The sequence below is a fragment of the Pseudomonas sp. Pseusp97 genome (genome assembly GCF_047304025.1).
GTDB lineage: Bacteria > Pseudomonadota > Gammaproteobacteria > Pseudomonadales > Pseudomonadaceae > Pseudomonas.
Window position 1 is genome coordinate 19668 of the sequence record NZ_JBGLYK010000013.1, and the last position, 13838, is coordinate 33505.

Consider the following 13838-nt stretch of genomic DNA (forward strand, 5'->3'; position numbering starts at 1 on the left):
CATGCGCAAGGGATTGATGGCGGCGCTGATGCTGCTGCCGGCGCTGGCCCGGGCCGATGTGGTCGGCGAGGTGTCCACCGTCTTCAAGTGGGTCGGTCCGAACGACAAGATCGTCGTCGAGGCTTTCGATGATCCGAAGGTGCAGGGCGTCAGTTGTTACCTGTCGCGTGCCAAGACCGGCGGCGTGAAGGGTGGTCTGGGCTTGGCAGAGGACCGCGCTGAGGCGTCGATCTCCTGTCGCCAGGTCGGGCCGATCCGCTTCGCGAGTGAGCTCAAGGATGGCGAGGTGGTGTTCCAGCAGCGTACTTCGCTGGTGTTCAAGACCATGCAGGTGGTGCGCTTCTTCGACAGGAAGCGCAATGCGCTGGTTTACCTCGTCTACAGCGACCGGGTGATCGAGGGCAGTCCGCAGAATGCGGTGACGGCGATTCCGATCATGCCGTGGCCTGAGAAGTAAGCGAGGAAAGGGCGGGTGACCGCCCTTTCTTTTTGCCTGCAGGCTTTTCCTCGGCAGAGAAGGTGAGCCCGTGGATGACGGTGCGTTGGACAAATCGCAGGCAATAAAAAACCGGCCCTGGGGCCGGTTTTTCAAGAACGGAACGCTTACGCGGTGGCCAGGGCCTTCACGTGGGCGTTCAGGCGGCTCTTGTGACGAGCGGCCTTGTTCTTGTGGATGATGCCTTTGTCAGCCATACGGTCGATGACCGGTACAGCAGCAACCAGAGCGGCCTGGGCCTTCGGCAGGTCCTTGGCGTCGACTGCTTTGACTACGTTCTTGATGTAGGTACGAACCATGGAACGCAGGCTGGCGTTGTGGCTGCGACGCTTCTCAGCCTGTTTGGCGCGTTTTTTGGCGGAAGGTGTGTTGGCCACCGTCGAGCTCCTCGAAAAAAACTTGGGATGTTGCGAATAAATTAAGGCCGCGAATAATGCCGTTGCATCAAGGCCTTGTCAAGGGTATGCGCGGCCTCCGACGAGTGGTGCGACGGGCGCACGCTGTCCGGCGGATGGGGTGATTTATTCGCCCCGCGGCCCTACACTGCTGCGCTTCGTCTAGCGGTCGAGCAATCGCTCTAGGCCAGGGCTGCACCCTGCAGGGGCGGCCATTCTACCAGTTCTGGACGCTATGAACCTACTCAAGTCGCTGGCCGCGGTCAGCTCGATGACCATGATCTCGCGGGTGCTCGGCTTCGTGCGCGACACGATAGTCGCGCGCATGTTCGGCGCCGGCATGGCCACCGACGCCTTCTTCGTCGCCTTCAAGCTGCCCAACCTGCTGCGCCGGATCTTTGCCGAGGGCGCGTTCTCCCAGGCCTTCGTGCCGATCCTGGCCGAGTACAAGACCCAGCAGGGCGAGGAGGCGACCCGCACCTTCATCGCCTATGTGTCCGGCCTGCTGACCCTGATCCTGGCGCTGGTCACCGCGCTGGGCATGCTCGCCGCGCCCTGGGTCATCTGGGTAACGGCGCCCGGCTTCGTCGACTCGCCTCAGAAGTTCGAGCTCACCAGCTCCCTGTTGCGGGTGACCTTTCCTTATATCCTGCTGATCTCGCTGGCCTCGCTGGCGGGGGCGATCCTCAACACCTGGAATCGCTTCTCGGTGCCGGCCTTCGTGCCGACCCTGCTGAACGTCAGCATGATTCTCTTCGCGCTGTTCCTGACGCCGTACTTCGACCCGCCGATCATGGCGCTGGGCTGGGCGGTGCTGGCCGGTGGCCTGGCGCAACTGCTCTACCAGCTGCCGCACCTGAAGAAGATCGGCATGCTCGTGCTGCCGCGCATCAATCTGCGCGACTCCGGCGTCTGGCGCGTGCTCAAGCAGATGGGCCCGGCGATCCTCGGTGTTTCGGTCAGCCAGATTTCGCTGATCATCAACACCATCTTCGCTTCCTTCCTGGTCGCCGGTTCCGTGTCCTGGATGTACTACGCGGACCGCCTGATGGAGCTGCCGTCCGGCGTACTCGGCGTGGCGTTGGGCACCATCCTGTTGCCGTCGCTGGCCAAGACTTATGCCAGCGACGACCGTCACGAGTATTCGCGGCTGATGGACTGGGGCCTGCGCCTGTGTTTCCTGCTGGTGCTGCCGTGCTCCCTGGCCCTGGCAGTGATCGCCGAGCCGCTGACCGTCGCGCTGTTCCAGTACGGCAAGTTCGACGCCCACGATGCCCTGATGACCCAGCATGCGCTGGTGGCCTACGCGGTCGGCCTGCTCGGCATCATCCTGGTGAAGGTGCTGGCGCCGGGCTTCTACGCGCGGCAAAACATCAAGACGCCCGTGAAGATTGCGCTGTTCACCCTGGTCTCCACCCAACTGATGAACCTGGTATTCATCGGTCCGTTCAAACACGCGGGGTTGGCGCTGGCGATCAGCCTGGCGGCCTGCCTGAACGCCGGGCTGCTGTATTGGCAGCTGCGCAAGCACCGGCTGTTCGAGCCGCAGCCGGGCTGGGGCAGATTCATCGCCAAATTAGTCGTCTCTGTACTGGTGATGTGCGCGGTGCTGGTCGGCATGATGCATTTCATGCCCGCCTGGGATCAGGGCGGCATGCCGATTCGCCTGGTGCGCCTGGGCGCGCTGGTGGTGGCCGGTGTCGTCGCCTATTTCGGTATGCTGGCGCTCCTTGGCTTCCGCCTGCGGGACTTTTCGCGCCGCGCGGTGCTGTAACCTTCGCCGGGCAAAGCATTGCATCGGTTTGCGGCGACGGCATTTTGCCTGTCGCATGGCAACGGGTGCAGGTATAATCGACCACTTTCTGAGCAATACGCGCGCTATGCAGCTGCTTCGAGGCCTTCACAACCTGCGGCCCCTGTCCGGGGGCTGTGTCGCCACCATCGGTAACTTCGACGGCGTCCATCTCGGCCACCAGGCGATCCTGGGGCGTCTGCGCGAGCGTTCGCTGGAGCTGGGCGTGCCCAGCTGCGTGGTGATCTTCGAGCCGCAGCCGCGCGAGTACTTCGCTCCCGATGCCGCCCCGGTGCGCCTGACGCGCCTGCGCGAGAAGCTCGAACTGCTGCGCCAGTACGGCGTCGATTTCGTTCTCTGCCTGGCCTTCAACCGCCGTCTGCGCGAGCTGTCGGCTGCCGAGTTCGTCCGCCAGGTGCTGGTGGAGGGCCTGCAGGTCCGCCATCTGGAAGTGGGCGACGATTTCCGCTTCGGCTGCGACCGTTCCGGCGACTTCGCCTTCCTGGTCAACGCCAGCGCGGAGCAGGGCTTCACCGTCGAAGCCGCGACCACCGTGGAAGTCGACGGCATGCGCGTGAGCAGTTCGCGCATCCGCAAGGACCTGGCCGACGGCGACCTGCACATGGTCGAGCGCCTGCTGGGTCGTCCTTACAGCCTGAGCGGCCGCGTGCTGCATGGGCAGAAACTGGGTCGCACCCTGGGCTCGCCCACCGCGAACATCCAGCTCAAGCGCCGCAAGGCGCCGCTCAACGGCGTTTACCTGGTCAGCACGATGGTGGCTGGCCAGCGCCAAAACGGGGTTGCCAACATCGGCACCCGACCGTCAGTGAATGGCGACGGCCGGCCCCACCTGGAAGTGCATCTGCTGGATTTCGCTGGCGATCTCTACGGCCGGCACCTGGACATCACTTTCCACCAGAAGCTGCGTGATGAGCAGCGTTTCGCCTCGCTCGAGGCACTCAAGGCGGCCATCCTCGCCGACATCGCCGCCGCCCGGGCCTACTGGCTGGGCCAACCGCTTGATTGAAGATCCTGAACAGGCCCTGAGATGACCGATTACAAAGCCACTCTGAACCTTCCCGAAACCGACTTCCCGATGAAAGCCGGCCTGCCTCAGCGCGAGCCGCAGACCCTCAAGCTCTGGAACGACATTGGCCTGTACCAGAAGCTGCGGAAGATTGGCGAAGGTCGCCCGAAATTCATCCTGCACGATGGCCCTCCCTACGCCAACGGCAGCATCCACATCGGTCACGCGGTCAACAAGATCCTCAAGGACATCATCGTCCGCTCCAAGACCCTGGCCGGCTACGACGCCCCTTATGTGCCGGGCTGGGACTGCCACGGCCTGCCGATCGAGCACAAGGTCGAGACCACCCACGGCAAGAACCTGCCGGCGGACAAGACCCGCGAACTGTGCCGCGAATACGCCGCCGAGCAGATCGAAGGGCAGAAGGCCGACTTCATCCGCCTGGGTGTGCTGGGCGACTGGGACAATCCCTACAAGACCATGAACTTCTCCAACGAGGCCGGCGAAATCCGCGCCCTCGCCGAGATGGTCAAGCAGGGCTTCGTGTTCAAGGGCCTGAAGCCGGTGAACTGGTGCTTCGACTGCGGCTCGGCCCTGGCCGAGGCGGAAGTCGAGTACGCCGACAAGAAGTCCGACGCCATCGACGTCGCCTTCCCGGTGGAAGACGCTGACAAGCTGGCCGCCGCCTTCGGCCTTGCCAGCCTGCCCAAGCCGGCCGCCATCGTCATCTGGACCACCACCCCCTGGACCATCCCGGCCAACCAGGCGCTGAACGTCCACCCCGAATTCACCTACGCGCTGGTCGACACCGGCGAGCGCCTGCTGGTGCTGGCCGAGGAACTGGTCGAGTCGTGCCTGCAACGCTATGGCCTGGAAGGCCAGGTCATCGCCACCGCCCAGGGCGAGTCGCTGGACCTGATCCGCTTCCGCCACCCCTTCTACGAGCGTTTCTCCCCGGTCTACCTGGCCGAGTACGTCGAGCTGGGCGCCGGCACCGGCGTCGTCCACTCCGCCCCGGCCTATGGCGAGGACGACTTCCGTACCTGCAAGCAGTACGGCATGAGCAACGACGACATCCTGAGCCCCGTGCAGAGCAATGGCGTCTACGTGACCGACCTGCCGTTCTTCGGCGGCCAGTTCATCTGGAAGGCCAACCCGGCCATCGTCGCCAAGCTCGACGAAGTCGGCGCGCTGCTCAAGCACGCCAGCATCAGCCACAGCTACATGCACTGCTGGCGCCACAAGACCCCGCTGATCTACCGCGCCACCGCGCAGTGGTTCGTCGGCATGGACAAGCAGCCGCAGACCGGCGCCACCCTGCGCGAGCGCGCGCTGGAAGCCATCACCCAGACCGAATTCGTGCCGAACTGGGGCCAGGCGCGCCTGCACGGCATGATCGCCGGCCGTCCGGACTGGTGCATCTCGCGTCAGCGCAACTGGGGCGTACCGATTCCGTTCTTCCTGCACAAGGCCACCGGCGAGCTGCACCCGCGCACCGTCGAGCTGATGGAAGCCGTCGCCCAGCGCGTCGAGAAGGAAGGCATCGAGGCCTGGTTCAAGCTCGACGCCGCCGAACTGCTGGGCGATGAAGCCGCGCAGTACGACAAGATCAACGACACCCTGGACGTCTGGTTCGACTCCGGTACCACCCACTGGCACGTGCTGCGCGGCTCCCACGCCGAGCTCGGCCATGCCAGCGGCCCGGCCGCCGACCTCTACCTGGAAGGCTCCGACCAGCACCGCGGCTGGTTCCACTCGTCCCTGCTGACCGGCTGCGCCATCGACGGCCACGCGCCGTACCGCCAGCTGCTGACCCACGGCTTCACCGTCGACGAGTCCGGCCGCAAGATGTCCAAGTCCCTGGGCAACACCGTGGTGCCGCAGACCGTGATCGACAGCATGGGCGCTGACATCCTGCGCCTGTGGGTCGCCTCCACCGACTACTCCGGCGAGATCGCTGTTTCCCAGCAGATCCTCCAGCGCAGCGCCGACGCTTACCGTCGTATCCGCAATACCACGCGCTTCCTGCTGTCCAACCTGTCCGGCTTCGACCCGGCCAAGGACCTGCTGCCCAACGACCAGTTGCTGGCCCTGGACCGCTGGGCCATCGACCGCGCGCTGCAACTGCAGCGCGAGCTGGAAGAGGCCTACCGCGACTACCGCTTCTGGAATGTCTACTCCAAGGTGCACAACTTCTGCGTGCAGGAGCTGGGCGGCTTCTACCTGGACATCATCAAGGACCGCCAGTACACCACCCAGGCGGACAGTGTTGCCCGCCGTTCCTGCCAGACCGCGCTGTTCCACATCGCCGAGGCCCTGGTGCGCTGGATCGCGCCGATCATGGCCTTCACCGCCGAAGAGATCTGGAGCTTCATGCCGGGCGAGCGCGCCGAGTCGGTGATGCTCAGCACCTGGTACGACGGCCTCTCCGAGCTGCCGGCCGACGCCGAGCTGGACCGCGCCTACTGGGACGAAGTCATGGCTGCCAAGGCCGCCGTGAACAAGGAACTGGAAAACCTGCGCAGCGCCAAGACCATCGGCGGCAACCTGCAGGCCGAGATCACCCTCTACGCCGAAGACTCCCTGGCCAAGCGCCTGGAGAAACTGGGCAACGAGCTGCGCTTCGTGCTGATCACTTCCGCTGCCACCGTCGCGCCGCTGGCCGATGCGCCGGCCGATGCGGTCGAGAGCGAACTGCCGGGCCTGAAACTCAAGGTGGTCAAGTCCGCCCATGCCAAGTGCGGCCGTTGCTGGCATTTCCGCGCCGACGTGGGCAGCCACGCCGCGCACCCGGAGATCTGTGGTCGCTGCGTCGAGAACATCGATGGCGCGGGCGAGGTGCGTCACTATGCCTGACGTCGATCGTTTCGGCCGCCTGCCCTGGCTGTGGATCACCGTGGTCGTCTTCGTACTGGACCAGGTCAGCAAGGCCTTCTTCCAGGCTGAACTGACCATGTACCAGCAGATCGTGGTCATCCCCGACCTGTTCAGCTGGACCCTGGCCTACAACACCGGCGCCGCGTTCAGCTTCCTGGCCGACAGCTCTGGCTGGCAGCGCTGGCTATTCGCCCTGATCGCCATCGTGGTCAGCGTCGTGCTGGTGGTCTGGCTCAAGCGCCTCAAGCGCGGCGAGACCTGGCTGGCCATCGCCCTGGCCCTGGTGCTGGGCGGTGCGCTGGGCAACCTGTACGACCGTATGGTCCTGGGCCACGTGGTGGACTTCATCCTCGTGCACTGGCAGGACCGCTGGCGCTTCCCGGCCTTCAACCTGGCCGACAGCGCCATCACCGTCGGCGCCATCATGCTGGCGCTGGACATGTTCAAATCGAAGAATTCCGGAGAGACCGCCAATGGTTGATGTCCGAATTGGTGGTGATTCCAAGGTCACCCTGCATTTCGCCCTGAAACTGGAAGACGGCAACGTCGTCGACAGCACCTTCGACAAGCAGCCGGCCACCTTCAAGGTCGGCGACGGCAACCTGCTGCCGGGCTTCGAGCAGGCGCTGTTCGGCCTCAAGGCCGGCGACAAGCGCACCCTGACCATCGAGCCGGAGCAGGGCTTCGGCCAGCCGAACCCGGCGAACGTACAGGTGATGCCGCGCGGTCAGTTCGAAGGCATGGAACTGGCCGAAGGTCTGCTGGTGATCTTCAACGACGCCGCCAAGACCGAACTGCCCGGCATCGTGAAGGAATTCGACGAGCAGCACGTCACCATCGACTTCAACCATCCGCTGGCCGGTAAAACGCTGGCGTTTGAAGTCGATATCATCGACGTACAACCAGCCTGACCCCTGACCGGCTGCGCGTCGGCCATACGTCGTTGGAGAAACTCGGGAAATTGCTCATTTGCTGGAGCAAACTCAGCATTTCCCGAGTCTCTCCGCCTAGTCTGGCTCTAGCTCGCGCGGCCAGGATCCCGATCAAGCTTGCGGGACGCCCACGTCCACCCGAGGCCACCATGCAAATCAAACTCGCCAACCCCCGCGGCTTCTGCGCCGGCGTCGACCGGGCGATCGAGATCGTCAACCGCGCCCTCGACGTCTTCGGCCCGCCGATCTACGTGCGCCATGAAGTGGTGCACAACAAGTTCGTGGTGGAGAACCTGCGCAACCGCGGCGCCGTGTTCGTCGAGGAACTCGACCAGGTGCCCGACGACACCATCGTCATCTTCAGCGCCCACGGCGTTTCCCAGGCCGTGCGCAAGGAGGCCGAGAATCGCGGCCTGAAGGTCTTCGACGCGACCTGCCCGCTGGTGACCAAGGTGCACATGGAAGTCGTGCGCTACAGCCGCGACGGCCACGAATGCATCCTGATCGGCCACGAGGGTCACCCGGAAGTCGAAGGCACCATGGGCCAGTACGATGATTCCAACGGTGGCGCGATCTACCTGGTGGAAGACGAGGCCGATGTCGCCGCGCTGGAGGTGCGCAACCCCCAGGCGCTGCACTTCGTCACCCAGACCACCCTGTCGATGGACGACACCTCCAAGGTGATCGACGCCCTGCGTGCAAAATTCCCGCACATTCAGGGCCCGCGCAAGAACGACATCTGCTACGCCACCCAGAACCGCCAGGACGCGGTGAAGGAACTGGCCGACCAGTGCGATCTGGTGCTGGTAGTGGGCAGCCCGAACAGCTCCAACTCCAACCGCCTGCGCGAGCTGGCCGAACGCATGGGCACCCCGGGCTACCTGATCGACGGCGCCGAGGACATGCAAAAAGAGTGGTTCGACGGCGTCCAGCGCATCGGCATCACCGCCGGCGCCTCGGCACCGGAAGTGCTGGTGCGCGGCGTGATCCAGCAACTGCGCGACTGGGGCGCGGAGCCCGAGGTTGAGCTGGATGGGCGGGAGGAGAACATCACCTTCTCGATGCCCAAGGAGTTGCGGGTGAAGGCGATTTAACCACGCCAGCTATGCCGACAATAAAAACCCGCCAAAGGCGGGTTTTTTATTGTCGGCATTTGGCCTAGAGGCCTCGGCAACTGCCCCAGGCGCCGGCCAAGTCCCCAGAGCCACCACGCACCCCATTGGAGCTGAGGGTGATAGTGCCGCGACCTGCCAATACGCCGCCATTCACGGGCGTTGCGGTCAGGCCGTAGCTGGTGCCGGTGTTGTCGATGGCTACAGCGATTGTGAAGACCGCTCCGCCGTCAACGGGGCTCTGCGCATAAGCTCCCAGCGTTGCGTTGCTGTAAGTGTTCTGTTGGGCTCGGAATCTTTCCAGCAGCCCGGCGGCGCCGGTCAGGGTGCCTTTGGCGTCTTCGCATGCCGTTCGGCGCACGTAGGCCGTGTAGGAAGGAAGGGCAATGGCGGCGAGTATCCCCACCACCACCACGGCGATCATCAGCTCCAGCAGGGTGAAACCCTGCTGAGATTTGCGGGCCTTGTTGCTCAAAGGTTGTCCTCGTCAATCCAGTAGTACTCGTTGAGGTTCAGCTGCGGCGGCTTGCTCACTTGAGTGCCGTTGATCACGAAGCTGGTGCCGCCGATGCTGACCAGAGTGGGGTCGGGCAGCAGGCCGGTTGTCTTGACCACGTTATAGCGGGCCGAAGGTGAGGTGGAGTTGCCGGTGGTGCTGACCGGAGTTGCATCCGCCAGGTGCACCACATAGGAACGGTTCACACCGACGCTGGCCTGGCAGGAGTTGGCGGCCGCCGTGGGTTCGTAAGTGTTGAAGTACAGATAGCCGTTCACCGTTAGGGAGCGGGTGAGGACCTTTTCCCCGCCAGCGCTGTTCATCTTTATCATCCAGCCGCCGGTGGTGGCGTTGAAGGCGGTCGTGGCATCGGCCTTTTCCGTGGCAGTGCCGGCTTGAATCAGGTTGGCGGTGGCGTCGTAGAGGCTGCTCTCCGTCAGGGTGCTCTCGCTGGTGGAGGGTTTGGTCAGCACGGGGGTGCGGAACGAGTAGAAACGATCCTCCGTGAGCTTGTTGAGAGGGTGACCGCGGTAGCCGGAGCCGATGTTGACCGTCAGTACCAGGGTGCCGTTGACGTTGACGATGGCGACGTCTGGTTCGTTGTAGAACCGGCGGATCTTGGCCTTGCGCTGGGCATCAGTGGTATCGGCAGTGTCGGCCGGAACCACGTTGGCGAACACGCCGTCGTTGCTGCTGCCGGCGGCAGTCACCAAGCCGGAACCGCTGCTGCCATTGTTGATATAGAAGCGCCAGACCTGGCCGCCCATGTCACCGACGAAGAACTGGTCTGCCAACTGGTTGGTATCGTTGGCCAGGGTGCCGTCGGTGTTCTGCTGCAGGTCAATCACTCGCACGGCGGACGGCATGCTGTAGTTCATCTTGCTCAGGCGCAGGGTGCCGGTGGTCTTGCTGGCGGACCAAAGGCGCTCACCGGTACGAGCATTAACGATGTAGATGGCATTACCCATGGTGTCGGCGGTCTGGGTGCTGACGTTGTCCTGGTTCGGGTCGTAGCCGCCAGCGAAGATCAGTACGTCGGTGATGGTGCCACTCACATTGATGCGGGTCTTGACCGGCGGCGACCAGGTTTGCCCCAGTTGCTCGAAGCCCGTGGTGGTGCCGCCTTTGATCAGCCACAGCAGTTTCGGGTTAGAGCGGTCGGTGAGATCCAGTGCATAGATATCGCGTCCGCCACGGCCCATGGTGCCGTAGGCATAGACGAATTCACCGGTGTTGAGCCCGGAGAGCAGCGTCGGCGTGGCCGCGCTGGGGTCGAGGCCACCGTATAGCACGCCGTTCTTGTTTGCATCGTTCACCCACAGGGTAACGGTGTTGTCCATGCCATAGGAGCGCGGCTTGGCACTGGTGGACTTCTGGTTGGCGGCCAGCTGTGGAACATGCGCCAGCAGGGGTTCAGGCATGAAAGCCATCTGCTCCTGACCATTGCTGGTGTTGAACAGGTGCAGGTAGCCCTCGTTGGTCGACATGACCACGCTCTGGTCTTCGCTGCTGCAGGTCTTGTAAGTATTGTCGGTATAAGTGTTGCACGCGTAAGTGACTAGGCGTGGCGAGGAGTGCAGCGGGTCCCCCAGGCCCTTGCGCTGTGCACCGGCCGCGGTGAGCCCGCGGATGTAGTTGATCGCTGCGGTGCGAGCTGCAGTGTCGTTGGCGTCACTGATCCCCAGCTTGGCGTTAGTGATGCTGGTGTTCGCCGAATTGAGCAGGTAGTTGTTCTGATTCAGATTCACTGCGGCACTGGGCGAGGAACCAATGAAGGTATAGAGCGAGCGCGTCGCCGCGTCCGGCAGGCTGGATGCTGCACCACCATTGGCGGTGTTGTTGCCGTCGGCACTGGAGCTCCAGAAGCTGCGGGCGGAACTCTTGAAGAAGCCGGTGAGCGGGTCCACGGCGGCGGTATTGTCCGCATCGACGATCTGCGCGGTGGCGGTGTCCAGGCGATAGCGCTTCAGGTTGCCCGGCCAGGTATCAGTCTCCTGCGGCTTGAACACCGAGAAGTACAGCTCGTCCTTGTTGTCCTGACGGTTGAAGGTGTTGACCGGGGCACTGGCGCTGACGAAGGTGCTGTCGGTGGCCAGGACCTGCTGGATGATGTCGTTGAACGCCTTGGACAGGTCGCCGGCGGTGGTGGCGGTGTAGGTCGAACCGCCGCCGCGGGAAGCCAGTTCGGCGAGGAACTTCTTGATATTGGCACTATCGGTCGCACTACTGGCGTCCAGCGCGAAGCCCACAGTGTGGGTGGTTACCTGGTTGTCCCCATCGATGCTGGAGGCTTGGTCATTGGCGGCAATCCAGCTGGCGAGGGTGCGCGCGCACTTCTCGCCATCATCGGTGGCGTCGCTGGTGCAGGCGCCAGCCAGTGCGGCGATGCCATTCTTCGCGGCGGTGGTGTTCTGGTTGGCCTGGCCGTCGGTCAGCAGCACCATGTGGGTAGTCTGGCAGGCGCTGTTGATCGGGCTGGCATATCCGTCCGCACCGTTACGCAGATACTGCACCGCGTCGTACAGGGTTGGCACAATGGGTGTGTTGCCAGACGGCGTCATGGTTTGCGCCAGACTGTTGAGCTGGTTGCGTACGGTGAACGGGCTGGTGGTCATCCCGCCATTGGCCAGCTTGATGCGCAGGCGCAGAGATTGCGCCGGGTTGGTCTCGTAGGCCTGGGCGTTGAGGCTGGAATTCGCGCTCTGGGTCATGAACACGCTCAAGGCATTACCCGGCGCCCAGCCGCTGCGGTTGAACACCGTTTGCAGGGACGAGGCGAGGCCGCCACAGGCGAAACTGGTGCCAGCGGTCCAGCCGCCATTGGTGTTGTTGATGGTGCAACTGACCCCGGTGGTGCTGCTGCGCGACCCAATATTGCCGCTGGTCGCCTGTAGGGCCGCCGAGCTGTCGGTGTTCTCGAAGCTGATCGAAGTGCTGACGTTCGGGCCGGCCACGGTGTTGTTCGGCGTGACGAACAGCTTGGCATCCAGCACGGTAGCACCCTGTACGATGGGCAGGTTCTCATAGCGTGCGGCGATGGAGCCCGAGTTCAGCGGCAGCGTGCTGTCGCCCAGCGTCGGCGTGTTGTAGTTGCGCCCCGGAGCGGTTTCAAAACCGTCGTTTTTGGCGTCGGAGACGCGGGTTTCGATGATCGGATTGAGGCACCCGCCGCTGCCGCCTGTGTAGGTCACTGTCAGCGATGGCTGCAGGCCGATACCGCCCTCGATGCTGGTGGCCGTCCGTGAGCCGGAGCCACTCACGGGCGTGAGGATGATCGCGGCGGAGTTGTTGCCGCACCACCCGCCCTGATTGACGATCTGCTGCACCACGTTCTTGATGTCCGGTCCTTCCACCGGCACGGGCGGGTTTTGTGCCGTCCATTCGGGGGCGACCCAGTCGAGGTAGGCTGAGGTGGTGGCTCGTGCCGGCAGATTCTCGGTAGCAGAAAAGGTCGAAGCGTCACTCGCCAGTTGGCCCTTGATCCGGAAGGTCACAGGGTCACTGTTGGATGTTGCCGGAACGAAGGACAGCACCGCCTTGGTGACAGTTGCTCCCTGCGGAATGCCCAGGTTTTGGAAGCGCAGGGCGCCGATCCGGGTCTGTGCCACTGTGGAAGTGCTGGAGTAATTCACCACCAGGGCCGGGGCGCTGTTGCCACAGCTACGGGCACAGAAGGTGTAGTCCGCCGCCTGGGTTGCGCGGAAACTCATCACCACGTCACCGATGTCGCTGGTGGAGGGCGCGACTCTTTGCAGCGCCCTTAACTGGTTAGTGATGTCGACCTGGGTCGTGTAGCCGTTGATCCAGCTAGAGGCGGTGGCTGATGCGGTATTGAAGGTGCGGGTGCCCACCGGACTGTTGTCGTTGAGCGCCGCCGGTGTCTTCGACAGCTCCATTCTCACGTTGAGGGTCGGCGGAGTCGTCTTGCTGGTGCCGTTGGTCGGTACCAGGGTCAGGTAGGCGCTCTGGATGGTCGCGTTGGCTGGGACGCCCAGCGAGCGGAAGTCGAAGAGCGCCGTCTGGTAGTTGCTGTTGTTGGTGGAATTGATGTTCAGCTCGGTCATGTTGCCGTTGGTGCAGACCGGCTTGCTGGGACGGTTGGTGCCGCTGGAGCGGAGCCGGCACGCATAGTCGGTGCTGCCTTGGGTGACTATGAAGAAGGCGTCGTTCTGGACCAGCGTCGAGTTTGGCGTGCCGACTACTGTCGTGGTAGTGCTGGTGTAGCCCATGGGAAGGCTGGACTCGCCGATATCGCCGGTGCTGTTGGCAATGTTCTGGGTGGCGTCGTCGCTTCCCTGGCCGATCTCCGGGCTACCGGCGTATTGGGTGGCGGAGCTGGGCAGCACGGAGTCAATGTTTGTGACTGGGTAGAGTAGCCGGTTGTCGCCGTTGAGCACCATCAGGCCGGCATTGATGCCACTGGTGTTCTGGATGATGTCGGAAAACGCCTGTTTGAGTAGGGTCATCCGCGACTGCTGGCCCCGCGAGGGGTTGGTATTGCTGTCGGTACGCCAAGCCATGGAGCCGGAGTTGTCCAGCACGAACAGTACGTTGGGGCGCACGTTCTGGTCGATGGATTGGCCTCCGAAGAATATCTCGGTGTCGTCTGCGTAGCTTAGGGTCGCGCAGGCTATGCCCGTGGTCAGCAGGGCACCGCTCATCAGGCTGCGGAGGAAGTACTGTGGACGATTCATTCTATGCACCTGATGCA

The 13838-nt window shown here is 63.6% G+C and carries 10 protein-coding genes; 7 read left to right on the plus strand and 3 right to left on the minus strand.

Going from position 1 to position 13838, the window contains the following annotated elements:
* Position 1: 1 nt before the first annotated feature.
* Positions 2–457: a CreA family protein gene (locus ACCC94_RS04700; RefSeq protein WP_413348238.1), complete on the plus strand. Its 456-nt coding sequence runs from the start codon at positions 2–4 to the stop codon at positions 455–457.
* A 146-nt stretch (positions 458–603) separates the two neighbouring features.
* Here ACCC94_RS04700 and rpsT read toward each other — a convergent pair whose 3' ends face one another.
* On the minus strand, positions 604–873 hold the full coding sequence (rpsT, locus tag ACCC94_RS04705; protein ID WP_009617555.1) for a 30S ribosomal protein S20: 270 nt from the start codon (positions 871–873) through the stop codon (positions 604–606).
* 253 nt (positions 874–1126) lie between these two features.
* Here rpsT and murJ point away from each other — a divergent pair, with 253 nt between their 5' ends.
* From murJ to ispH, 6 genes are all read left to right on the plus strand, one after another.
* A complete protein-coding gene (gene murJ / locus ACCC94_RS04710) occupies positions 1127–2665 on the plus strand; it encodes a murein biosynthesis integral membrane protein MurJ (protein ID WP_413348239.1) in 1539 nt (512 codons plus the stop codon).
* A 106-nt stretch (positions 2666–2771) separates the two neighbouring features.
* Positions 2772–3710 (plus strand): bifunctional riboflavin kinase/FAD synthetase, encoded by a 939-nt coding sequence (gene ribF, locus ACCC94_RS04715; RefSeq protein ID WP_413348240.1) that lies wholly within the window; start codon positions 2772–2774, stop codon positions 3708–3710.
* 21 nt (positions 3711–3731) lie between these two features.
* Complete coding sequence (gene ileS, locus ACCC94_RS04720) at positions 3732–6566, plus strand: isoleucine--tRNA ligase (protein ID WP_413348241.1); 2835 nt, start codon at positions 3732–3734, stop codon at positions 6564–6566.
* On the plus strand, positions 6559–7068 hold the full coding sequence (lspA, locus tag ACCC94_RS04725) for a signal peptidase II (protein ID WP_413348242.1): 510 nt from the start codon (positions 6559–6561) through the stop codon (positions 7066–7068). Before ileS ends, lspA begins: the two co-directional genes overlap by 8 nt.
* A complete protein-coding gene (gene fkpB / locus ACCC94_RS04730) occupies positions 7061–7498 on the plus strand; it encodes an FKBP-type peptidyl-prolyl cis-trans isomerase (RefSeq protein ID WP_413348243.1) in 438 nt (145 codons plus the stop codon). Before lspA ends, fkpB begins: the two co-directional genes overlap by 8 nt.
* Positions 7499–7668: 170 nt before the next feature.
* Entirely contained in the window at positions 7669–8613 is a 945-nt protein-coding gene (ispH, locus tag ACCC94_RS04735; protein ID WP_413348244.1) for a 4-hydroxy-3-methylbut-2-enyl diphosphate reductase, read from the plus strand.
* Positions 8614–8677: 64 nt separating this feature from the next.
* Here ispH and ACCC94_RS04740 read toward each other — a convergent pair whose 3' ends face one another.
* The gene (locus ACCC94_RS04740; RefSeq protein WP_413348245.1) at positions 8678–9106 is read right to left on the minus strand and encodes a type IV pilin protein; all 429 of its coding nucleotides are present in this window, start codon (positions 9104–9106) and stop codon (positions 8678–8680) included.
* Entirely contained in the window at positions 9103–13821 is a 4719-nt protein-coding gene (locus ACCC94_RS04745; protein WP_413348246.1) for a pilus assembly protein PilY, read from the minus strand. Before ACCC94_RS04745 ends, ACCC94_RS04740 begins: the two co-directional genes overlap by 4 nt.
* Positions 13822–13838 lie beyond the last annotated feature (17 nt).

Excerpts from the sequence above, each read along its gene's own strand:
- fkpB (WP_413348243.1), top strand. The coding sequence starts at position 7,061 with ATGGTTGATGTCCGAATTGGTGGTGATTCCAAGGTCACCCTGCATTTC.
- lspA (WP_413348242.1), top strand. The coding sequence starts at position 6,559 with ATGCCTGACGTCGATCGTTTCGGCCGCCTGCCCTGGCTGTGGATCACC.
- ispH (WP_413348244.1), top strand. The coding sequence starts at position 7,669 with ATGCAAATCAAACTCGCCAACCCCCGCGGCTTCTGCGCCGGCGTCGAC.
- ribF (WP_413348240.1), top strand. The coding sequence starts at position 2,772 with ATGCAGCTGCTTCGAGGCCTTCACAACCTGCGGCCCCTGTCCGGGGGC.
- murJ (WP_413348239.1), top strand. The coding sequence starts at position 1,127 with ATGAACCTACTCAAGTCGCTGGCCGCGGTCAGCTCGATGACCATGATC.
- ileS (WP_413348241.1), top strand. The coding sequence starts at position 3,732 with ATGACCGATTACAAAGCCACTCTGAACCTTCCCGAAACCGACTTCCCG.
- ACCC94_RS04700 (WP_413348238.1), top strand. The coding sequence starts at position 2 with ATGCGCAAGGGATTGATGGCGGCGCTGATGCTGCTGCCGGCGCTGGCC.
- ACCC94_RS04745 (WP_413348246.1), bottom strand. The coding sequence starts at position 13,821 with ATGAATCGTCCACAGTACTTCCTCCGCAGCCTGATGAGCGGTGCCCTG.